A 21,440-nucleotide genomic window follows, 5' to 3' on the forward strand; every position below is an offset into this window, starting at 1 on the left:
ATGACCCGACCTCCACCCCAATGATAGGGGGTTACGTTTGCCGAACAATGATCCCCTCCGTTCCTCCTCTGCGGGAGAGCAGGATCGCCGCGATCTCCATAAACCGGGCAATCGCTTGCTCGGCCGTGTGGTCGCGTGCAACGGCGCTCATGCCACCATTTCAGCGATCGCCGAAGGTGGTGAGACCGACCTCACTGAGCTCTGGTCAGTGGGCCGGCTGATCTCGATCAGCGTTGGCGAAAACCGCGTCGTGGCATTGGCCTATGCCATGGAAACTGGCAGTCGTGGCTGGCGCGAGGGGGAAGACACAGGGTTCCAGATCGAAGCCGAACTGCTGGGCGAAGTCCGCAAGGGACCGAACGGCCGGGATGAGTTCTCCCGCGGCATCTCCCGTTATCCCTATCTCGGCGCCGTAGCGCACCGCATCCGGGCTGCCGATCTCCTGCGCATCTACGATACCGGCAAGGACGACACCTGCGCGATCGGCAAGCTCACGCAGGACGAGAACATCGACGCTGCAATCCACATCCCCTCGATGTTGTCGAAACACTTCGCTATTGTCGGCTCCACCGGGGTGGGCAAGTCGACGGCAGTCTCGCTGCTTCTCCACAAGGCGATCGAGGTGGACCCGAAGCTGCGCGTCCTGATTCTCGATCCGCACAACGAATTCGCCTCTGCCTTTCCCGAGCACGCCGTCGTCATCGACACGGATACGCTCGACCTGCCCTTCTGGCTGATGCGGCTTGAAGAGTTTTCCGAAGTGGTCTTCCGTGGCCGCCCCGCCGTGCCTGAAGAGCTCGACATCCTCCGCGACCTCATTCCGGACGCCAAGCGGGCCTTTCGCGGAAGCGATTCGTCGCTGATGCGGCGCACGACCGAAAAAAGCTCCGTGACCGCCGATACCCCCGTGCCTTACCGCATGGCGGATCTTCTGGCGCTGATAGACGAACGCATAGGACGCCTGGAAGGCCGGAACGAGAAGCCGTACCTGCGTTCACTGAAGATGCGCGTCATGTCGGCCATCAACGACCCGCGCTACCACTTCATGTTCTCCAACAATACGATCCATGACACGATCATGGAGACGATCGCGCATATCTTCCGCATTCCAGGCGGGGATAAGCCAATCTCCACCTTCCAGCTTGCGGGCATCCCCTCGGAAGTGGTCAATTCCGTCGCCTCGATTCTGTGCCGCATGGCGTTCGAACTGGCGCTCTGGAGCAACGGCGCCATTCATATGCTGGTCGTCTGCGAGGAAGCGCACCGCTACGTGCCAGCCGATCGCGAGCTCGGTTTCTTCCCGACGCGCCAGGCTATTTCCCGCATTGCCAAGGAAGGCCGAAAATACGGGGTCTCGCTCGGGATCATCACCCAGCGCCCCGGCGAACTGGATCAGACGATCCTGTCGCAGTGCTCGACCCTCTTCGCCATGCGCCTTTCCAACGACCGGGACCAGGAAATTATCAAGTCGGCCATTCCCAACTCGTCGATTTCGACCACCAGCTTCCTTTCCTCGATCGGAAACGGCGAGGCGATCGCCTTCGGTGAGGCCATAGCCGTGCCGATGCGCATGAAGTTCGCGCGTGTCGAGGAAAGATATCTGCCGAAGGCCAATGGCGTTGCCGACAAGGGCTGCGAAGACACACCTGATACGGTCGATCTGCGCGCCGTGGTCGCGCGCCTGCGGTCCGTCACCGGACCTGATATCGCTGCGTTTCAGCAGAGCTACGCTGCCGCCAACCCTGCATTCGGCGACAACACACCGGCGCCCGACGACGAAACGGATACCGACTTCCCGCCGGCAGATGAAGCCGAACTGGAACGATGGGCGCAGGAAATCCGGACCAACGGCCACGTCGTGATAAACCGCACGACGCCTCTCGACGACCCGCAGCCCGAACCCTACAGGCCGGACATGCTGCCGCGCCCGACTTTGTCGGAGCCGCCGATGCCGCGCCCGGATCGTTTCGCCGATCTGCGCCGTGAACGCGGTGGCGAGCCTTCGCAGCCGATATTTCAACGCCCACCCGCATCTCAAAACCCGCGTCCAAATCCGCTTCTCCGACGCGAAGGATCGCTCCGCGAGAGTTTGCTGAAGAAACCGCTCAGCAGCCTCTACGATAAAGACTAATCATACGATCCTCTCCCAGCTTTCGTCCATCTGGTTGCGGAACCAGGTCATCTGCCGCTTGGCATACTGGCGCGTCAAAGCAGAGCCGCGCTCTATAACCTCCTCCCGGCTCATCCGGCCTTCGAGCATCTCCGCGATCTGTGCCACGCCGATCGCCTTCATGACCGGCGCGTCAGGAGCGGGATGGAGCGCCATCAGCGCCCTCACCTCATCGACGGCGCCGCTGTCGAGCATCTTCTCGAAGCGTCTGTCGATCCTTTCATGGAGGATGTTGCGGTCCGGCAGGACCACGAGCTTTTTCGCCCGTGCAGGGTCGATCACCTTCGGCCCCTGTTTTCCCTGCAACTTTGAAATGGACCGCCCCGTTTCTTCCAGCACTTCCAAGGCCCGGACGATCCGCTGGCCATCTCTCGGCTTAAGACTTTCGGCAACCGCCGGGTCGCGGCGCGACAGTTCCGTATAGAGGGCTTCCGGTCCCTCCTCCTTCAACCGCAGCCGCAGCCGGCAACGGAGATCCTGGGAAATTTCCGGCATATCGGAGAGGCCACCCGTCAGCGCTTTGAAATAAAGCCCGGTGCCGCCCACGAAAACCGGCAGGCGCCCTCCGGCTCTCAATTCTGGCAGAAGCGCCGTCACGTCGCGCAACCACGCCCCCGTCGAATAGGTGCTTGTCGCCGGCACGTGCCCGTAAAGCAGATGCGGCACTCCCTCCATCTCCTCTTCCGAAGGCCGGGCGGTCAGGACCCTTAGAGTATCGTAGACCTGCATGCTGTCGGCATTGACGACGACACCATTCGCCTCTCGCGCCAGCCGAAGAGCAAGGGCCGACTTGCCGCTTGCCGTCGGCCCGGTTATCAGGATCGCGTCCAAATCATCCATAAGGTCGGTCATATGGCTTTCGTTGCCACGCTCATTGCCCATCCGTCAAACCCTGTTCTCACATCGAAGCTCGGAGAGCAGGCGGCCGAGGCGGCGAAAGCCTCCGGTCTCTACTGGCTGGCGGATGGCGTCGCCTGCGATATCGCGCTTCGTGACGATGCCGACCCGCGGGCCGCCGAGGCAAATCTGCGCGCCGTGATTGCCGGCGCGCCCATCGATGTCGTCGTGCAGGAGGCCGAGACCCGGCGGAAGAAATTCCTGATCGCCGACATGGATTCCACGATGATCGGGCAGGAATGCATCGACGAGCTCGCCGATGTGGTCGGCTTGAAGGACAAGGTCTCTGCGATCACTGCTCGGGCCATGAACGGCGAAATCGCCTTCGAGCCGGCATTGCGGGAGCGCGTGGCGCTTTTGAAGGGCCTGCCGATCACCGTGGTGGACGACGTGATCGCACAACGCATCACCCTCACATCCGGCGGCCCGCAGCTGATCGCCACGATGAAAGCCAAAGGGTTCTATACGGCGCTGGTTTCCGGCGGATTCACCGTCTTCACAAGCCGCATCGCGGAAACATTGGGTTTCGACGAAAATCAGGCGAATATCCTCATTGAAAGAGACGGCATTCTCACTGGCGAAGTCGCCGAACCCATTCTCGGCAAGCAGGCCAAGGTCGATGCGCTTCTGGCGATCAGCGAGAAACTCGGCATATCGCCGGACGAAGCCCTCGCGGTCGGTGACGGCGCCAATGACCTCGGCATGCTCGGCATCGCCGGCTCGGGCATTGCGCTGCATGCCAAGCCTACCGTTGCGGCCCAGGCGAAGATGCGGATCGACCATGGCGACCTCACCGCCCTCCTCTATATCCAAGGTTATCGCAAAACGGATTTCGTAACACTGTGAAAGAAGCAAAGATCATCCTCGAAACGGAACGCCTCCGGCTGCGCAGCTGGCTCGACACCGACCGCAATCTGTTTCGCGAGATCAATGCCGATTCCAAGGTTATGGAGTTCTTTCCGTTTCGACGAACCCACGAGGAGGCGGATGCGCTTCTCAAACGGCTGAACGCGTCGATCATCGAAACCGGCCTCGGCTTTTATGCGCTGGAACTGAAGGCGACCGGCGAGCCGATCGGCTTCTGCGGCCTGTCGCTTGCCAACATGCCGGAGATCTTTCCGGCGGAAACAGTGGAAATCGGCTGGAGGCTTGCCACGCGTTTCTGGGGCAAAGGCTATATTTCGGAAGCCGCTCGCGCGCTCCTCGATTTCGCCTTCGACAACAAGCATCTGGACGCCGTCGTGTCCTTCGCAGTCGCCGAAAATCACCGGTCGACCGCGGTCATGAAGCGGCTTGGCTTACACCGTGTCGCAAGCCTCGACTTCGATCACCCACGCGTGCCCGACACCCATCCGCATCTGAAGCGTCACATCGTCTACGCTGTGACGCTGGACGAGTGGCAACGCCAGAAGCAGCATAGGCGTAGAAACCCGTAGCGGGCTATTCCAGCGGCAAGGCCACGAAACGGAGGTTGCCGGCAGAATCTGCGATCATCACATGCGCGTTCCGGCGGCCTTCCGCCTTCAGTGCATTGATCCTCTTGACGACATCGGCGGGGTTCTCAACGAAGTCCTGCCCCACTTCCACGACAACTTCGCCGACCTTCAGGCCTTTCTGTGCCGCAGGCGAATTGGGTTCGACAGCGGTAATCACCACGCCCTCTACGCTTTCGGCGATGCTGAAAGCCTTGCGGCGTTCCTCGTCCAGCGCCGCAAGCGTCATCCCGAAGGTCGCCGCAGGTTTTTCAGCTGTCTCGCCGCCCTTCTGATCCCCCGGCGTGCCGTTGTCGGGTTCGAGGTTCTCGCCCTGTCCCTCGGGCAGACTCGGTTGCTCGGCATCCTCCTCAGGCTCGGCGCTGTCCTCCAGGCGTCCAAGCGTCACCTTGACGGTCTCTTCCTTTCCGTCCCGCATGATGACGACGTCGACTTCCTTGGCGACGGGGCTTTCGGCCACGATGCGTGGCAGGTCGCGCATCTCGTTGACCGGGTGGCCGTCGAAGGTCAGGATCACGTCGCCCGCCTTGATCTCGCCCTTCTGAATCGGTCCGCCGTTGACAACGCCAGAAATCAGCGCGCCGCGTGCGCGATCGAGACCGAGGCTCGCCGCCACGTCGTCGGTTACCGGCTGGATGCGCACACCGAGCCAGCCGCGGCGCGTTTCGCCGAACTCTATGAGCTGGTGGACGATATTTTCCGCGAGTTCCGTCGGCACGGCAAAGCCGATGCCGATCGAGCCGCCGGACGGAGAGATGATGGCGGTATTGATGCCGATGACCTCGCCGCTCATGTTGAACAACGGGCCGCCCGAATTGCCTTTGTTGATCGCCGCGTCCGTCTGGATGAAATTGTCATAAGGCCCGGCGTTGATGTTGCGGCCCCGGGCCGAAATGATGCCGAGCGTCACCGAGCCGCCGAGACCGAAGGGATTGCCGATCGCCATGACCCAATCCCCGATGCGCATCTTTCGGGAATCGCCGAAACGCGCGGCCTTCAATGGTGTCTTCGGCTCGACCTTCAGGACGGACAGATCGGTCTTCGTATCGGTTCCGACCAATCTGGCTTTGAGCTTGCTGCCGTTCGGGAAGATCACTTCGATGTCGTCGGCGCCTTCGATGACGTGGTTGTTGGTTACCACATAGCCGCTCGGATCGATCACGAAGCCGGAACCGAGCGAAGAAACCTTCTGGTTGCCGCCCTGGTTGCCCGGGCCGTCGAAGAAATCCTCGAAGAACTCCTGGAAAGGCGAGCCTTCCTGGATTTGCGGCTGCGGGCCTGCGCCTTGATCCTTGACGCTCTGCGAGGTCGAAATGTTGACCACCGCATCGAGCAGCCCTTCAGCCATATCGGCGATCGACGCCGGTCCTGCCGGGGCCATCGGGCTCGGCGGCGGTGGCGGATTGATCGTCGGAGACGCTGTCGGCGGAGCTGGCAGCATCGGGCCGGGCGAATTTCCATTTTGCTCGGGTGCCGGAGGCGTCGGCGCCTGCGCCTGCGCGACCGCCTGCAGAGGGTTCGCCAATACGGCAAGAGAGGCCGTCAACGTGACGAAGCGCGTGAAGGACGATCGAACCGTCTGGGCCATCTGGCATCCTCGCTATTGGATTTGCTGCATCGCCCCCGACGAGCGACACTCACCCGGGAAGATCATTGGAGCCTTTGAATCGGGCAGAGTTTCGACAAAGCATAAGGCGGAATGCATGCCGGGGAAATTACCTTTTCGTGAGCATACTGCGCCCGAGCGGGTGTCGCCTGCCGATCATCTCGAAACATGAGGGGCAGCTCGCCGCTGCCCCTCATGCGCAGGATGTCAGTTGGCAGGTGCTGCGGGTACTGCAGGTGCCGCCGGCGCTTGCTGCTCCGGCCGCGTTCCCGTCGGAGAATTGAAGAAGCGCAGGAACTCCGAATTTGGCGACAGGACCATGGTCGTCCCGGTATCGGCAAGCGAAGCCACATAGGCCCGCATCGAGCGGTAGAATTCGAAGAAGGCCGGGTCGCGCTTAAAGGCTTCGCCGAAGATCCGGTTGCGTTCCGCGTCGCCTTCACCGCGCAGGATTTCCGAATCCCTTTGCGCCTCGGAGACCAGTTCGACGACCTGACGATCGGCAATCGCCCGCCGACGCTGCCCCTGTTCATTGCCGCGCGCACGGATCAGTTCCGCCTCCGCAAGTCGCTCCGCCTTCATGCGCTGGAAGGTCTGCGCCGAGACTTCCTGCGTGAGATCGGTGCGACGGATCCGCACGTCCCGGATGGTGAGGCCCAAGGTCTCGGCCGCCGCGTTGAGATCGGTGTGAACCTCCTGCATCATCGAGGAGCGTTCGTCAGATAGCGCAGCATCGAAGTTGCGCAGGCCGTAGACTCGGCGAAGCGCCGCATCGAGACGAGTGCGCAGCCGAGATTCCGCCGATTCCCTGTCGCCGGACACCGTTTCACGGAACCGGCGTGGATCGGTGATCGAATAGACGACGAAGGCGTCGACCTCATAGAAGGCGCCGCCGCGCACCTGCACGCGGATATTGTCGAGATCGAAACGCAGCGCGCGGTCTTCGAGATACTGAACGCGGTCCGCATCCATGAAGGCGAAGGGCAGCTTGAAATAGATGCCCGGCTCGCGCTTGACGTCTTGAATCTGGCCGAACCGAACCACGATCGCCTGTTCCCGTTCGTTGACCACGAAGACGGATGAATAGAGCAGGACAAGAATGACGGCGAGGCCGATCAGAATTGCCGGAAGTCGATTGGAGTTCATCGTGCAGCTCCCGGCTGGGCCTGGGGCCGGTTGATCTCGTTGAGCGGCAGGTAAGGAATGACGCCCTCCTTGTTCTCCAGGATGATCTTGTTTGAGCTCTTCAGCACCGCTTCCATTGTTTCGAGGAAGATGCGTTGACGGGTGACGTCGGGCGCATTGGCATATTCCTGATAGATGGAGATGAAGCGTTGCGCCTCACCCTGAGCCTCGTTCACGACACGGTCCTTGTAGGCGGACGCTTCTTCGCGAACCTGGGCGGCCTGTCCGCGGGCTTGGCCGAGCTTCTGGTTGGCGTATTGGTTCGCCTCTTCCACGAAACGGTCTTCGTCCTGTTCGGCGCGCTGCACTTCTTCGAAGGCATCGGCCACTTCACGCGGCGGCGCCGCATCCTCGATCGGCACCGCATTGATGGAAATGCCGGAACCGTAGGTGTCCATCGTGCCCTGGATGATGCCTCGCACCTCGGTCGAGATGTCTTCGCGGTTGTCGCGGAAAATGTCCTGCGCCGGACGGCGGCCGACAACTTCGCGCATGGCGCTTTCTGCGACCTGCTGCAGCGTCGAAGCGGGGCTTTCCAGGTTGAAGAGATAGGCCTTGGGATCGGTCACCGTGAACAGCACGGAAAACTGCACGTTGACGATGTTGGAGTCGCCCGTCAGCATCCAGCCGGCATTGGAGCTCGAACCCCGCGCCGCGCCGATATTCTGCTGCTGCTCCGTGACCTTGACGATCTCGACGGACTCCAGCGGCCAGAGATGGAAATGCAGGCCCGGCATGGAGATCTCGTCCTTCGGACGGCCAAAACGCAACTCGACGCCGCGCTCGTCCGGCTGGACCGTATAGACAGACTGGAATGCAAGAAACGCCACGACGATAAGGAGCACGATGACGAAGGCGCCGCCGTTGAATCCGCCGGGCATTACGCCACGCAAGCGATCCTGGCTGCGCCGGATGATGTCCTCCAGATCAGGTGGACCACCGCTGCCTCCCCCGCCGCGTGGGCGGTTCGGTCCCTGCCCCCAGGGTCCTTGATTATTACCGCCACCGCCGCCCCACGGGCCGCCGCCGCCATTCTGATTGCTCCAGGGCATCAAAACCTCTTTGTTCGTACCACTCCCATGCCGCGACGATACCGCGTGACGGCAGCCGGGCCATGCCGTTATAGGTATCCCGCGCCCCGCTTTCAACGCAGCTTCAATAACTTCCCGTTGTTCGGTAACGAAATGTCTCAGTTTGTCGCGCTTCGGCGCCGATAGGTGACGAAATGCGTCGCATAGTTGTCCTTCTCGCCAGCCGGGACAGCAACCTCTTCCACCTTTTCGAAAACCTGCGGATCTATGTCCGGAAAGAAAGTATCGCCGTCTGAGATGTCCGCGTCGACATGCGTGACGTACAGCTTTTCCGCGAGTTTGATCGCCTGCGTATAGATTTCACCACCCCCCAGCACGTACACCTCATCGGCGCCTATCTCAGCCGCCTTCTCCTCGGCCATGCGCAGGCCACTAGAGAATGAGGGCGCGACCGCAACGCCGTCGTGCCGAAACTCCTGATTTCGGGTCACCACCACATGCGGACGTCCGGGCAGCGGCTTTCCGCCGAAGGAATCGAAAGTCTTGCGTCCGACGATGACGGGTTTGCCGAGCGTGAGCGCCTTGAACCGTTTGAGATCGGTGGAGAGCCTCCATGGCATATCGCCATCACGCCCGATTACTCCATTGCGGGAGACTGCAACGACAATGACAAGGCGTGGTTTTGCCATATAGGCCACTTTCAAAAGGCCGGCGAGAGCGCCGATTGGCAACAAGGACGCCCAGCCGTATTGAAGCCTGCCCTTATGCGCAACAGGTTTTGAAGATGAAAATCCGGTTTTCAGACGCTATTGTCCGCGATGTCCGGGCAGGAGTATCGGCCGGGGGCCCGGCACTGAGTAGGGGCTACCCCCTTCAACAAAGAAAAGTCCGGTCGGTCTTGAGATGATACATCACGCCATCGTCCCACGGCGCAGCCTCCCTGAGTTTCGCGAGGCTTTCCCAGTCCATGGAGCCGGCGGCCCAGAAGTGGATGGTTTCGACACCCGCCTGTTTTGCGCGCGATTTGGCGAGCTCGAAAAGCTGGCGGGCCACACCGTGTTTGTCGACGAGGCTGACTGCCGCAAAGATCGGAACTTCCAGCTGAGACCCGCGTACCGGATGCTCCCGGGTGAAGACGTAACAAAGCCCGCGGATATAGCCGCGCGAATCCGTCACGGTCAGCCAGTCGTGACGGGAGGCGGCGGTTGCCGTCAGGGCCTTCCACTCCTCCAGATCGATACCCGGAATTACATGCTGAATGACTGCGTAGGCGCGATGCACATCCGCCGCATCGAGCCCTCCCACATCGTATTCCATCTTCATCTTGCCGTTCCGCCAAATGCTGAACCCAGGCCTTCGCCTGTTGTTCTCAATTTCGCAGATCCAGGGACATCGGCATTGATCGGCGTCAACGGATAGCAATCCTCTCCTCATTGCGTTGCGTCAATGAAACCACGGCAAAGTTGAGGACAATCGCCGCCGGACTTTATCTTTTTGCAAAGGAGCAATTGATGGCAAGAACCATGAAAGCCGCGATAGTGCATCAATTCGGCAAGCCTCTTGCCATCGAATGCGTGCCGGTACCCGTTCCCGGCCCCGGCGAAATGCTGGTGAAGGTCATGGCCTGCGGTGTCTGCCACACGGATCTTCATGCCGCCGACGGCGATTGGCCGGTCAAGCCGACGCCTCCCTTCATCCCCGGGCATGAAGCTGCCGGCATCGTGGTCGAACTCGGCCCGGGCGTCACCGGTTTCAAGGAGGGCGATGCCGTCGGCGTTGCCTGGCTGCATGATGCCTGCCTCCGCTGCGAATATTGCGAAACCGGCTGGGAGACCCTTTGCGAGCATCAGCACAATACCGGCTATAGCTGCAACGGCGGGTTCGCGGAATATGTGATTGCCGATGCGGCCTTTGCCGCGCGATTGCCGCAGAACGTCGATTTTGCTTCTATTTCCCCGATCCTTTGCGCCGGTGTCACGACCTATAAAGGTCTCAAGGAAACCGAAGCCAGGCCGGGTGAATGGGTCGCAATCTCGGGTATCGGCGGTCTCGGTCACGTCGCCGTCCAATATGCCAAGGCAATGGGTCTGAAGGTTGCAGCGCTCGATGTCAGCGCCGACAAGCTCCAACTTGCCCGCAACTTAGGCGCCGATCTCGCCGTCGATGCTCGTGCCCTCACCGCCGTCGAGGAGGTCATGACCGCCACCGGCGGCGGCGCCCATGGCGTGCTGGTGACGGCGGTCTCGCCGCCGGCGTTTTCTCAGGCGATCCGCATGGTGCGACGCAAGGGCACCGTCAGCCTCGTGGGGCTGCCGCCCGGCGAATTCCCCACGCCGATCTTCGACGTGGTCTTGAAGCGCATCACGGTCCGTGGCTCGATCGTTGGAACGCGGCGTGACCTCGACGAGGCCATCGCCTTCGCGACCGAAGGCAAAGTCAGGACGGAAATCCACAAGGCGCCAATCGAGGACATCAACGACATCTTCACCCGCCTGAAGGATGGCAAGATCGAAGGGCGGATGGTGCTCGATTTCTCTTCCGCGGGTTGATCGAATGTGGGCGCCGGTTCAGGAGCCGGCGCCTTTTTCAGCGGCAAATGAGCTCGACGACCTCCTCCAGCGGCAGGGATGCATCGACATGCCGCCAGGAGATATCCGACGGTTTGCGGGCAAGTTGTGCTTCCAATACGCCGGCATCCGCATCCGACGGGCCGCCGACGCGGCTGCGTACTCGCTGCAGGAGGATTGCCGGAACGGCATCCAACCAGACACCCAGGAAATCCGCGCCGGCTGCGGCGCCTTCTATCAGCTTGCGGTTGGCCGGGTTGTCGAAAACGGCATCCGCCACCACGCAGCCGCCCTGCTCCAGAATGAGTTGGGAATGCCGCGCCATCTCCTGGTAGACTTTCCGCGAAACCTCCGGATCGTAGGCAGAAACAGGCAATCTCGTTTCCACCGAAACCCCGTAGAGGGCTTTGCGGATGCGGTCGCTTTCAAGAATCCGTGCGCCTGCGGGTGCTCCGACTCTCGCCGCCAGGCGGTCGGCCACGGCCGTCTTGCCGGAACCGCTCAAGCCGCCGATCGCAATCAGGCGGGCCGGCCTGTCCTGTAGCAGGACGTCGATCATATCGAAGTAGGATTTTGCCTCCGCCGTCAACCTGGAGAGATCCTGCCCCGGCTCTTCGGCCTGCGTCGCGGTGACATGCGCGCGGACGGCTGCCCGGATGGCCATGAAGAAAGGCAGCAGGCAGAAACCTTCCGCATCGCCGGTTTCGTCGAGATAACGGTTCATCGTGAGGTTGGCGAGTTCCGGGAAACCCCGGTGCCACATATCCATCAGAAGGAAGGCCAGATCGTAGAGCACGTCGATGGTGGCAATCTGCGCATTGAACTCGATGCAGTCGAAGAGGCGCGGCTCGCCCTCCAACAGGCACAGATTGCGCAGATGAAGGTCTCCATGGCAGCGGCGGACCTTGCCGGCGGCCGCCCTTCTGTCCAGCAATGCAGCGTGACGCCGCAATCGTGACCGGAACGCCTCGCCGACCGAGGCCAGCGCGGTCCTGTCGAAGACCCGGCTGGTGGCGAAACCCGCGTCGTTGATGTCCAGAACGGCTGCGATATTGTCGGCGCCGCCGCCGGCAGCAACCACCGGCGCCTTTGCGTGGTAGACGGCGATCATGCGCGCGGCGGCGCTCATGAGTCCGGGCGTCAGTTTTCCGGATACCGCCATGCGGTCGAAAAGGTTCTCCTGCTCGAAACGAACCATCTCGACGACGCAATCCACCGGGTCCCCGTCGCCGTCCCACTCGAGCGAACCGTCAGCCGCAGATGTGATCCGGCGAACTCCCAGGTAGAGGTTGGGTGCTGTCTCGCCATTCAGAGCGACCTCCTTGCGGCAGGCCTCTTCGCGGATTGCAGCGGTGGAAAAATCCACATAGGGAAGCTTCAGCGCCTTCTTCAGCTTGTATGCCCGTTCGCCGACCAGCACGACCACCGAAATATGCGTTTCGATCACCTCGACCGGACCTGTCAGGCCATAGGTGGCCGGATCTGTCAGGAAGGCGATCGTGCCGCTCTGATCTTCTGTCATCATCGTGCATTCCCTCACAGAATCGCTTCATCCAAAGAAGCCGTGCGACCCGACGCCACCTTTCATGGGTCAACTGCGAGGCTCCGCTTGCTCTACCAAGACTTCAGCGCCCGCAGCGTCGGGGTCTTCTTGAAGATATGTTCGTCCATCCGGGCGAGAAGGCTGTCAAGCAGGCTGACTGCCTCACCAACGGCAGGTCCCTTATTGAGCATGACGCATTCCGCGCGGGCAGCCATGGCTGCGTCGGTCATCTCGCCGCGGGATGGCAGGCCGTCTTTTACCAGATCCTCTAGAACCTGCGTCGCCCAGACCGTCGGCACGAAGGCGGCCTCGCAGATCCAGAGGATTTCCTCCTGCATTTCCGCCACCCGCTCGAAGCCGATCTCGGCGGCAAGATCGCCGCGGGCAATCATCACGCCGAAGGGGCGATTGCGGCAACGGGCACGTGCGATCAATGCCGGCAGATTTGTGACCGCTTGCGGCTGCTCGATCTTGGCGATGAGGCCAAGCGCATGCTCGCGCGGAGGATGTTCGCCAAGCGCCTCCTCCAGGAGGTCGATGTCGTCGGCACGGCTCACAAAGGAATAGCCGAGCATATCGGCATGGCGAATGATGGTGGCGAGATCGCTTTGATCCTTGGCGGTCAAGGGAGACAGACCAAGCGCCGTATCCGGCAGGTTCAGTCCTTTCTCTGCCTTCAACTTGGCACCGCCCGTTTTTGTATGCGTTATCCGAACGAGTGCCTCGCCGTCGCCAACGCTTTCGATCACGCCTTCCAGCTTGCCGTCATCATAGCGGATCCGGTCGCCGACCGAAACGCGTGTGACGATCTCGGGCAGCGAGACAGCCGCGCAGAAAGCGACCTCGGGCGTTGCGTAAGGCGTGCCCTTCGCCACCAACCGCAACAGATCGCCTGTCTCGATCCGCGATCCCTTTTCCGTCGCGACGGCTTCCGTGCGGATTTTCGGGCCTGCTATATCCATCAAGATCGTCAGGCGGCGACCGATGTCGGTTCCAGCGGCGTGCACGTGTCGTGCCATCTCCGTCCAGGCCTGCTCATCGTCATGGGCGCAGTTGATCCGCGCCACATCCATTCCGCGCCTGGCAAGATCGAGGATAAAGTCCGGCCGGCTCGCGGCCTCGCTTGGAAGCGTTACCATAATACGCCCTCGCCGGTTGGCGCGGGGCGGCCCGAAAAGCTCGTCCGTCGCCTGCGCCAGAAGATTTTCGCCCCGGAAGAACTCGCCCTCCGACGGCGACGCAAATTGCGGGTCGACGCCGCGCATCGCCGCAAGCGCAGCCAGAACGGCATCGATCGTCGGCAAGACCCGGCTCTCCAAGCGACCGAGCGAGGACAACCCCCGCCGCATCAGCTTTCTCTGCAGCGGCCTCAGATCATGGTGACGCAGCGAAAGATAGTGGCAGAGGTTTTCCAGCCCCGCCCGCTTGTCCCCGGCCAGTGGGTCTTCGCCCAGCAATCCGCCCAACATCGGTGCCCCTTGTTTGGCTATGTCGTGGCGCAGCGCAGACAGTTCTTCAGACAGATCGGCCAGGTCATCAGGCCTGGGAGCATTTTCCACCGCATGCTGCAGCATCGCTGTTCTCCTTTGGATGATTTCCTGCAGCCTGCATCGCGAAGAAAATTCTTCATGACGGCCGGCCGCGCCTTGCGCTGCGTCAAGGAAGCCGTGAACCCGGCATGCGACACAAAGGCCAAAGCCAGCCTCGCCTGGCGAATTCTTCGTTGGGGCCGGTAACATGCTTGCCAAACAGCCGATCTATTTTGCCGAAGCCGACGCGGCGGGACTGGTCGGAGGCGCCCGCGTTCCTATCCTTCTGACAAATCGCGCCGAGCCGGCCGAGGTTCGCACTGCATCGGCAGCTCTTGTGGCGCTCATGGCGGCCGGAAATCGCAAGACAATGGATATCCCATGACCGACAAACTCCTCCTGACCTTCAATGCCGGTTCATCGACGGTGAAGATCGGCATCTTCAGGTTGGACGGCCATGGGGCCGCTCGTGTCGGCAAGGCGGTCGTCGATTTTGCAGATCAGCCCCCGGTGCTGCATCTCAAGGAAGGTCCGGAGCAATTTGAACTGCCTTTGAAGGGCGAGGCCGGCGACGATCTTGCGGAACTCATCGGCGAAGTCTTCCGGGAACTCGGCAAGCATTTCGATCTCGAGGCCGTTATGGCCGCAGGCCACCGGATCGTCCACGGCGGCGATATATTCGACGGGCCGGTGGAACTGGAAGCAGAAACGCTCGAAAGCATCAGGAAGCTGACTGAGCTCGCGCCGTTGCATCAGCCCCAGGCACTTAGGCTTATCAGGGCCGTGAGGCATCTCCGCCCGTCGCTTTTCCAGACCGGCTCCTTCGATACGACCTTTCACGCGAGCCAGCCTGACCTCGTTCGGCGTCTGGCCATTCCGCGAGCCTATCACGACCGGGGCATCAAGCGGTACGGGTTCCACGGTCTTTCCTACCGTCACGTGAAGGGCGCTCTCGTGAAAAAGGCTCCCGACATTGCCGATGGCAAGGTGGTCATCGCGCATCTCGGCAGCGGCGCCAGCCTTTGCGCCATAGAAAACGGTGCGAGCCGCGATTCCAGCATGGGCTTTTCAACGCTCGACGGCGTTCCGATGGCGACACGTCCGGGCTGGCTTGATCCGGGCGTCCTGCTGCATTTCCTTGGCCCACTCGGCAAGTCTGTCCGGGAAGTCGAGGAAATTCTCTATCACCATTGCGGTCTTCTCGGCGTCTCCGGTGTCAGCGGCGACATCCGCGAACTTATCAATGACGGCGGCAGGGAGGCGCGCGAAGCGGTCGATCTCTTCATATTCAGGATCGCCGGAGAAATCTGCCGCCTGGCCTCGACGCTCGGAGGGTTGGACGGCCTCGTATTCACCGCCGGCATCGGCGAAAACCAGCCGATTATCCGCGAACGCGTCGCCGACCGACTGCTCTGGTTGGGTGTCGAACTCGATGCCGCAGCCAACGGCAGGAACGCCTCTAAAATCAGTACCCCAACAAGCCATGTCGCAGTCCATGTCATTCCGACGGACGAAGAACAGATGATCGCCGACGAATGTCTTTCTGTTCTGAAAGCGAACGATCGCGTGCCGGCCTAACGGCCCAGCCCAAGGAGAAGTCGATGCAGCTTAACGTGCCCCTTCCCACACAGCCCGAGATCGGCCCGCAAGAGCTGGCGCTGCTGGACCGCTATTGGCGCGCCGCCAATTATCTTTCCGTGGGGCAGATCTATCTGCTCGACAATCCCCTTCTGCGCGAGCCGCTGAAGCCCGAACACATCAAGCCTCGCCTGCTCGGCCACTGGGGCACGACGCCCGGCCTCAACTTCATCTATACCCACCTCAACCGCGTCATCCGTCACCGCGATATCGGCATGATCTATGTCTGCGGCCCCGGACACGGCGGGCCTGGCATGGTCGCCAGCACCTATCTCGAAGGCAGCTACAGCGAGATCTATCCGGATATCGGCCAAGACGCCGAGGGCATGAAAAGGCTCTTCAGGCAGTTTTCCTTTCCAGGCGGCATTCCGAGCCACGCGGCGCCTGAAACACCCGGCTCCACCCACGAAGGGGGCGAGCTCGGCTATGCGCTGGTGCATGCCTACGGCGCCGCCTTCGACAACCCCGATCTCGTCGTCGCCTGCGTCGTCGGCGACGGCGAGGCCGAGACCGGACCGCTTGCGGCAAGCTGGCAGTCGAACAAATTCATTAATCCGGCTCGCGATGGCGCGGTTCTGCCGATCCTGCATCTTAACGGCTACAAGATCGCCAATCCGACCGTGCTGTCGCGGATGAGCGACGAAGACCTCGACCATCTCTTCCGCGGCCATGGCTACGAGCCTTTCTTCGTCGAAGGGCACGAGCCGGAAAAGATGCACAGGCAGATGGCTGCCGTACTCGATCAGGCATTCGACCGCATCAGGACGATCCAGAGCGAAGCCCGCGAAGGCAAGGCCGGCGACCAGTGCCCGCGCTGGCCGATGATCGTGCTGCGCAGCCCCAAGGGCTGGACGGGGCCAAAGGAGGTGGACGGCAAGAAGGTCGAGGACTTCTGGCGGGCCCACCAGGTACCCGTCGCCAATTGCCGCGGGGACGCCGGGCACCGCAAAATCCTCGAAGACTGGATGCGGAGCTACAATCCGGACGATCTGTTCGATGCGGACGGGCGACTGAAGGAGGAGTTGAGGGCGCTGGCACCGAAAGGCGAACGCCGGATGGGCGCCAACCCGCACGCCAATGGCGGTCTCCTGCGCAAGGAGCTCGCCCTGCCGGAGATCCGCGATTACGCGGTGCCGGTGACCGAGCGCGGCGCGCTGATGGTGCAGACAACGGAGATCCTCGGCAAATACCTGCGCGACGTGCTGAAGCTCAACGACGCCCACTCGAATTTCCGCATCTTCGGCCCCGACGAAACGGAGTCCAACCGGCTAGGAGCCGTCTTCGAGGCCACAGATCGTGTCTGGATGGAGAGGATCGAGCCTTATGACGTGCACCTTGCGCGCGACGGCCGGGTGATGGAGGTGCTCTCGGAACATCTTTGCCAGGGCTGGTTGGAAGGCTACCTGCTGACCGGCCGGCACGGCTTCTTCTCCTGCTACGAAGCCTTCATCCATATCGTCGATTCGATGTTCAACCAGCACGCCAAGTGGCTGAAGGTTTCCCGGGAACTGCCCTGGAGAAAGCCGATCTCTTCGCTTAACTACCTGCTGACCTCGCATGTCTGGCGGCAGGACCATAACGGCTTTTCCCATCAGGACCCCGGTTTCGTCGATCTCGTCGCCAACAAGAAAGCGGATATCGTGCGCATCTACCTGCCGCCGGATGCCAATACCCTTTTGTGGGTCGGAGACCATTGCCTGAGGACCTGGGACCGCATCAACGTCATCGTTGCCGGCAAGCAGCCGGAGCCGCAATGGCTGACGATGGACGAGGCCGTTGCGCATTGCGAGGCCGGAGCCGGTATCTGGGCCTGGGCCGGTAACGAGGACGGCGCAGTCGCGCCCGACGTCGTCATGGCATGCGCCGGCGACGTCCCGACCATGGAAACGCTCGCGGCCGTCGCCCTCCTGCGGGAGGCGATACCGGAACTCAAGATCCGCGTGGTCAATGTCGTCGACCTGATGGCCCTGCAATCGAAGGAACACCACCCGCACGGCCTTGCCGACGAGGAATTCGACCGCCTCTTCACCACCGACCGGCCGGTGATCTTTGCCTATCACGGCTATCCTTATCTCATCCACCGGATGACCTATAAGCGCATCAACCACGGCAATATCCACGTCCGCGGTTTCGTGGAGGAAGGTACCACGACCACGCCCTTCGACATGACCGTGTTGAACGAACTCGACCGGTACCATCTTGCGATCGAGGCGATCGAACGCGTCCCGGGCCTCAAGGCGAAAGCAGGTCACGTCGTGGAAGTCCTGCAGGCCAAGCTTGACGAACACCATCACTATGTCAGGGAATACGGCGAAGACATGCCGGAGATCCAGAACTGGAGATGGAAACGTTAGGCGGCGCATCCGAATTGATGGATGTCAATGGCCGGTGATTTGCGTCAGGTATTGTCTTCAGAAAAGCCGCTCGGACCCGCCACGGGTTCGAGGTCGGTTTTTGCTGGAGCCCTTATATGTCCGTCCCGTCTCTGCGATTCAGTGATCCTCCTCTCCATGAAAGCTGCTTACGGGGATTATCGGCCGAGGAGGCGGAGGCGCGGCTCGCCGAGCATGGCCAGAACCTATTGCCGGCCCCGCAAGCACCGTCGCTGTGGGTCATTTTCCTGCGCCAGTTCCGCAGCCCGCTGATCTATATTCTGCTGCTGGCAGCCGCCGTATCCCTGGCGGCGGGCGAAGCGGAAGATGCCGCCTTTATCGGCGCCGTGCTCCTCCTGAACGGTATCATAGGAACCATGCAGGAATACTCCGCGGGCCGCGCCGCAGCGGCGCTTCGCGCGCTTGAACAGCCGTATGCCGTTGTTTTCAGGGACGGCCAGGTGCAGGAAATCGAAGCACGCCTTCTCGTCCACGGCGATCTTGTGCAGCTCGAGGCGGGCGGAAGGGTTCCGGCCGATGTCTCGCTGGTCGAAGCCAGTGATCTTCTCTGTGACGAATCGCTGCTGACCGGCGAGTCCCTTCCCGCGCGAAAGAGACTTCCCCTGCCGGGCACGCCGCCCGAAGGTCGGGAGGCCGCGATGGCATTCGCGGGAACCCTGATTACGCGCGGTCGCGGCAAAGGCGTCGTCACCGCGACGGGACTTTCCACCGAGATCGGGCGGATCGCTTCCGAGATCAGCAAGGCGTCCATCTCGCAACCGCCGCTGATGATCCGGCTTGCCCGCTTTTCGAATATCATCGCCTGGACGGTGGGGATTGCCTCAATCGTGCTCGTGGCCGTCGGGCTTTTGCGCGGCATGGCCTGGAGCGACCTGTTCCTGATGTCCGTCGGCCTCGCCGTCAGCGCCATTCCGGAAGGGTTGCCGATCGCCATATCGATTGCGCTCGCAATCAGCATGCGTCGCATGGCCAGGCGAAATGTCATCGTCCGACGAATGCCGGCGGTCGAGTCGCTTGGATCCTGCACGATGATCGCAACCGACAAGACCGGAACATTGACCCTGAACGACCTGACGGTGACGGATATCCGCCTGCCCGACGGCACCGACCTGCTGCTGGATGCCGGACAGGATCTCGACGCATGCGAGATCCGGGGCTCCGATCTGAGTTCTTCCGAAGCACGCAACCGGGCCGCGAGACTGCTGCAGGCGGCATTGTTACCGAACGAAGGCTCGCTCTCACGCGATGGCGACGGCTGGAAAGGCGTCGGCGATACGGTCGACGTCGCGCTGCTGGCGGCCGCCCATAAAGGCGGTCTTACCCAGGATACGATGGTGGAAACCTATCCCCTCGTCGGCCGCATTCCCTACGAGCCGGATCTCAAATATGCGGCGTCCTTCCATCGAAGCGGCGAACGCATTCGCATTTTCGTCAAGGGCTCGGCTGAAATCCTGATTGACATGGCCGATCGGATGGATACGGGCAAAGGCGTCGTGCCGATCGAACGTCTAACGCTTCTACGGCAGAAGGAAAAAATGGCGGAGCGCGGCCTGCGCGTACTCGCCTTTGCCGAAGGAGAAATCCGAAGCGGCGCGGACGAGACCTTTGGCCACCACCACCTCGTCGATCTTGTTTTCCTTGGTCTGGCAGGTATGCAGGACCCCATCCGTCCGGAAGTTCCCCAGGCGATCCGCGACTGCCACGCGGCGGGAGTCCAGGTCGCAATGGTGACAGGCGACGATCCGAAAACGGCAGCGGCCATCGCCGCCGAAGCCGGATTGGCTTTCAGGCAGGATCAGGTGACGACGGGTGAAGAGGTAGATCGCGCCGAAGCGGCGGGACAGGCCGCCCTCGACGAGTTGACGCGCCGCGTCCGGATTTACGCCCGCGTCGCCCCGGCCCAGAAGCTGTCGATCGTCCTTTCGCTGGCGCGCAACGGCCATTTCGTTGCCGTCACGGGAGATGGCGTCAACGACGCGCCGGCGCTCAAACATGCCCATGTCGGCGTGGCAATGGGCCGGAAGGGTACGGAGGTCGCCAAAGAGAGCGCCGACATCGTCGTCACGGACGACAACTTCGCCTCCATCGTCAGCGGGATCCGCGAGGGTCGCACCGCCTATTCGAATATCCGCAAAGTTATCCTGATGCTGGTCGCCACGGGTGCGGCCGAAATCCTGCTCTTCCTGCTGGCGATCCCGCTCGGCCTGCCGATGCCGCTGCTGCCGGTGCAGCTCCTGTGGCTCAATCTCGTTACAAACGGCATCCAGGACGTCGCACTGGCCGGAGAGAAGCCGGAGGGAGACGAGCTCGCCCGGCCGCCGCGGCGCCCGAAGGAGCCGACATTCGACCGCCTGATGATCCGCCGCATCCTCCTGTCCACCCTCGTGATCGGCGGTGGCGGTTTCGCCGCCTTCTATTGGCTTCTCGAACAGGGATACGAAGTGTCCGCAGCGCGCAACATGCTGCTTCTGCTTTTCGTCATGTTCGAGAATGTTCAGACCTTTACCTGCCGATCGGAACGACGCTCGATTTTCTCGTTCAACTTTTTCGGCAATCCGCTGCTCATCTTGACCGTCGTCGCAGCGCAGGCCCTGCATATCTCGGCGATGTATATCCCCTGGTTTCGGGATACGCTCGAGCTTGCCCCGATATCCCTTTCCGAATGGGCCTTGATGCTGCTTGCCGCATCGTCAATCCTGCTGGTGAGCGAACTGGACAAATGGCGTTGCCGCAAGGCAGCATGAGCGCTCGATCGTCCGGGAGTTGCATCTGATGCCGAAGCGCAGCGCAGGTCTCTTGATATTTCGACGACAGGGTGAGGATCTACAGGTTCTCCTGGTGCATCCGGGAGGACCGTTCTGGGCGCGCAAGGACGATGGCGCCTGGTCCATTCCGAAGGGCCTTGTGGAAGACGGCGAGGACGAACTTGGCGCCGCCATCCGCGAGGCGGCGGAGGAAATCGGAACCACCATCGAGGGCTCCTTCGAGCGACTGGGGGAATACAGGCAACCCGGCGGCAAGAGGGTTCTGGTCTGGGCAGTCGAAGCCGATCCCCCGATCGATGAAGGCCACCTGGTCAGCAATCTGTTCTCGCTGGAATGGCCACCGCGCTCGGGTGTCTTTAGACAATTCCCGGAGGTGGACCGGGCCGGCTGGTTTTCCATTGCCGAGGCAAGGCAGAAAATCTTGAAAGGACAGGAGCCGATCCTCAACGATTTCATGGATCCGGCCACGACCGCTCGGCAACATTGATCCGCATCAATGTCGTCTGGATGGTGACGGGCGATCAGATAGCACCGCAAGACGAAGCCGAGAGCGTCGACAACAGCAATCATACTCAAGGCTTTCGCGCCTGCCGCAAACCCCAGATGTCCGATGGAGCCATACA

The 21,440-nt window shown here is 61.7% G+C and carries 17 protein-coding genes; 9 read left to right on the forward strand and 8 right to left on the reverse strand.

The window, feature by feature from the left end; translation table 11 throughout:
- Nucleotides 1-37 precede the first annotated feature (37 nt).
- A complete protein-coding gene (locus C5L12_RS19920) occupies nt 38-2,131 on the forward strand; it encodes an ATP-binding protein (protein ID WP_105373807.1) in 2,094 nt (697 codons plus the stop codon).
- Here C5L12_RS19920 and miaA read toward each other — a convergent pair whose 3' ends face one another.
- Nucleotides 2,132-3,022, reverse strand: a complete 891-nt coding sequence (gene miaA, locus C5L12_RS19925) for a tRNA (adenosine(37)-N6)-dimethylallyltransferase MiaA (RefSeq protein WP_105373857.1) — start codon at nt 3,020-3,022, stop codon at nt 2,132-2,134. It lies immediately after the preceding gene.
- Here miaA and serB point away from each other — a divergent pair, their 5' ends adjacent.
- Both serB and C5L12_RS19935 read left to right on the forward strand, forming a co-directional pair.
- Nucleotides 3,023-3,913 carry a phosphoserine phosphatase SerB gene (gene serB / locus C5L12_RS19930; protein ID WP_105373808.1) on the forward strand — a complete coding sequence of 297 codons (891 nt, stop codon included), beginning with the start codon at nt 3,023-3,025 and terminating at the stop codon, nt 3,911-3,913.
- On the forward strand, nt 3,910-4,503 hold the full coding sequence (locus C5L12_RS19935) for a GNAT family N-acetyltransferase (RefSeq protein ID WP_105373809.1): 594 nt from the start codon (nt 3,910-3,912) through the stop codon (nt 4,501-4,503). Before serB ends, C5L12_RS19935 begins: the two co-directional genes overlap by 4 nt.
- 4 nt (nt 4,504-4,507) lie before the next feature.
- Here the strand turns inward: C5L12_RS19935 and C5L12_RS19940 are convergent, their stop codons facing one another.
- The 5 genes from C5L12_RS19940 to C5L12_RS19960 all read right to left on the reverse strand — a co-directional run bounded on the left by C5L12_RS19940 (nt 4,508) and on the right by C5L12_RS19960 (nt 9,705).
- A complete protein-coding gene (locus C5L12_RS19940; protein WP_105373810.1) occupies nt 4,508-6,148 on the reverse strand; it encodes a Do family serine endopeptidase in 1,641 nt (546 codons plus the stop codon).
- Between the two features lie 225 nt (nt 6,149-6,373).
- On the reverse strand, nt 6,374-7,312 hold the full coding sequence (hflC, locus tag C5L12_RS19945; protein ID WP_105373811.1) for a protease modulator HflC: 939 nt from the start codon (nt 7,310-7,312) through the stop codon (nt 6,374-6,376).
- Entirely contained in the window at nt 7,309-8,403 is a 1,095-nt protein-coding gene (hflK, locus tag C5L12_RS19950) for an FtsH protease activity modulator HflK (protein WP_105373812.1), read from the reverse strand. Before hflK ends, hflC begins: the two co-directional genes overlap by 4 nt.
- Nucleotides 8,404-8,540: 137 nt before the next feature.
- On the reverse strand, nt 8,541-9,071 hold the full coding sequence (locus tag C5L12_RS19955) for a dihydrofolate reductase (protein WP_105373813.1): 531 nt from the start codon (nt 9,069-9,071) through the stop codon (nt 8,541-8,543).
- Nucleotides 9,072-9,255: 184 nt separating this feature from the next.
- Nucleotides 9,256-9,705, reverse strand: a complete 450-nt coding sequence (locus C5L12_RS19960) for a hypothetical protein (protein WP_105373814.1) — start codon at nt 9,703-9,705, stop codon at nt 9,256-9,258.
- Nucleotides 9,706-9,893: 188 nt separating this feature from the next.
- Between C5L12_RS19960 and adhP the strand changes: the two genes are divergently transcribed.
- Complete coding sequence (gene adhP / locus C5L12_RS19965) at nt 9,894-10,931, forward strand: alcohol dehydrogenase AdhP (protein WP_105373858.1); 1,038 nt, start codon at nt 9,894-9,896, stop codon at nt 10,929-10,931.
- 37 nt (nt 10,932-10,968) lie between these two features.
- Here the strand turns inward: adhP and C5L12_RS19970 are convergent, their stop codons facing one another.
- Nucleotides 10,969-12,474, reverse strand: a complete 1,506-nt coding sequence (locus C5L12_RS19970; RefSeq protein ID WP_105373815.1) for a bifunctional aminoglycoside phosphotransferase/ATP-binding protein — start codon at nt 12,472-12,474, stop codon at nt 10,969-10,971.
- 89 nt (nt 12,475-12,563) lie between these two features.
- The gene (locus C5L12_RS19975) at nt 12,564-14,066 is read right to left on the reverse strand and encodes a pyruvate kinase (protein ID WP_105373816.1); all 1,503 of its coding nucleotides are present in this window, start codon (nt 14,064-14,066) and stop codon (nt 12,564-12,566) included.
- 163 nt (nt 14,067-14,229) lie between these two features.
- Here C5L12_RS19975 and C5L12_RS19980 point away from each other — a divergent pair, with 163 nt between their 5' ends.
- The 5 genes from C5L12_RS19980 to C5L12_RS20000 all read left to right on the forward strand — a co-directional run bounded on the left by C5L12_RS19980 (nt 14,230) and on the right by C5L12_RS20000 (nt 21,304).
- A complete protein-coding gene (locus C5L12_RS19980; RefSeq protein WP_342588637.1) occupies nt 14,230-14,406 on the forward strand; it encodes a hypothetical protein in 177 nt (58 codons plus the stop codon).
- Nucleotides 14,403-15,599 carry an acetate/propionate family kinase gene (locus C5L12_RS19985; protein ID WP_105373817.1) on the forward strand — a complete coding sequence of 399 codons (1,197 nt, stop codon included), beginning with the start codon at nt 14,403-14,405 and terminating at the stop codon, nt 15,597-15,599. The genes C5L12_RS19980 and C5L12_RS19985 overlap by 4 nt, the downstream gene beginning before the upstream one ends.
- Nucleotides 15,600-15,622: 23 nt before the next feature.
- Nucleotides 15,623-18,013, forward strand: coding sequence for a phosphoketolase family protein (locus C5L12_RS19990; protein ID WP_105373818.1), 2,391 nt, complete (start codon nt 15,623-15,625; stop codon nt 18,011-18,013).
- Between the two features lie 116 nt (nt 18,014-18,129).
- Nucleotides 18,130-20,796 (forward strand): cation-translocating P-type ATPase, encoded by a 2,667-nt coding sequence (locus C5L12_RS19995; protein ID WP_105373819.1) that lies wholly within the window; start codon nt 18,130-18,132, stop codon nt 20,794-20,796.
- Between the two features lie 28 nt (nt 20,797-20,824).
- A complete protein-coding gene (locus C5L12_RS20000) occupies nt 20,825-21,304 on the forward strand; it encodes an NUDIX hydrolase (protein ID WP_105373820.1) in 480 nt (159 codons plus the stop codon).
- Nucleotides 21,305-21,440: the final 136 nt, after the last annotated feature.

This window comes from Neorhizobium huautlense (assembly GCF_002968575.1).
In the GTDB taxonomy this organism is placed as follows: domain Bacteria; phylum Pseudomonadota; class Alphaproteobacteria; order Rhizobiales; family Rhizobiaceae; genus Neorhizobium; species Neorhizobium huautlense.

Bases quoted from the DNA above. Each gene is read 5' to 3' on its own strand.
- C5L12_RS19985 (WP_105373817.1), top strand. From the start codon at position 14,403: ATGACCGACAAACTCCTCCTGACCTTCAATGCCGGTTCATCGACGGTG.
- C5L12_RS19960 (WP_105373814.1), bottom strand. From the start codon at position 9,705: ATGAAGATGGAATACGATGTGGGAGGGCTCGATGCGGCGGATGTGCAT.
- miaA (WP_105373857.1), bottom strand. From the start codon at position 3,022: ATGACCGACCTTATGGATGATTTGGACGCGATCCTGATAACCGGGCCG.
- C5L12_RS19980 (WP_342588637.1), top strand. From the start codon at position 14,230: ATGCTTGCCAAACAGCCGATCTATTTTGCCGAAGCCGACGCGGCGGGA.
- adhP (WP_105373858.1), top strand. From the start codon at position 9,894: ATGGCAAGAACCATGAAAGCCGCGATAGTGCATCAATTCGGCAAGCCT.
- C5L12_RS19995 (WP_105373819.1), top strand. From the start codon at position 18,130: ATGTCCGTCCCGTCTCTGCGATTCAGTGATCCTCCTCTCCATGAAAGC.
- C5L12_RS19975 (WP_105373816.1), bottom strand. From the start codon at position 14,066: ATGCTGCAGCATGCGGTGGAAAATGCTCCCAGGCCTGATGACCTGGCC.
- C5L12_RS19940 (WP_105373810.1), bottom strand. From the start codon at position 6,148: ATGGCCCAGACGGTTCGATCGTCCTTCACGCGCTTCGTCACGTTGACG.
- C5L12_RS20000 (WP_105373820.1), top strand. From the start codon at position 20,825: ATGCCGAAGCGCAGCGCAGGTCTCTTGATATTTCGACGACAGGGTGAG.
- serB (WP_105373808.1), top strand. From the start codon at position 3,023: ATGGCTTTCGTTGCCACGCTCATTGCCCATCCGTCAAACCCTGTTCTC.
- hflK (WP_105373812.1), bottom strand. From the start codon at position 8,403: ATGCCCTGGAGCAATCAGAATGGCGGCGGCGGCCCGTGGGGCGGCGGT.
- C5L12_RS19970 (WP_105373815.1), bottom strand. From the start codon at position 12,474: ATGATGACAGAAGATCAGAGCGGCACGATCGCCTTCCTGACAGATCCG.
- hflC (WP_105373811.1), bottom strand. From the start codon at position 7,312: ATGAACTCCAATCGACTTCCGGCAATTCTGATCGGCCTCGCCGTCATT.
- C5L12_RS19955 (WP_105373813.1), bottom strand. From the start codon at position 9,071: ATGGCAAAACCACGCCTTGTCATTGTCGTTGCAGTCTCCCGCAATGGA.
- C5L12_RS19990 (WP_105373818.1), top strand. From the start codon at position 15,623: ATGCAGCTTAACGTGCCCCTTCCCACACAGCCCGAGATCGGCCCGCAA.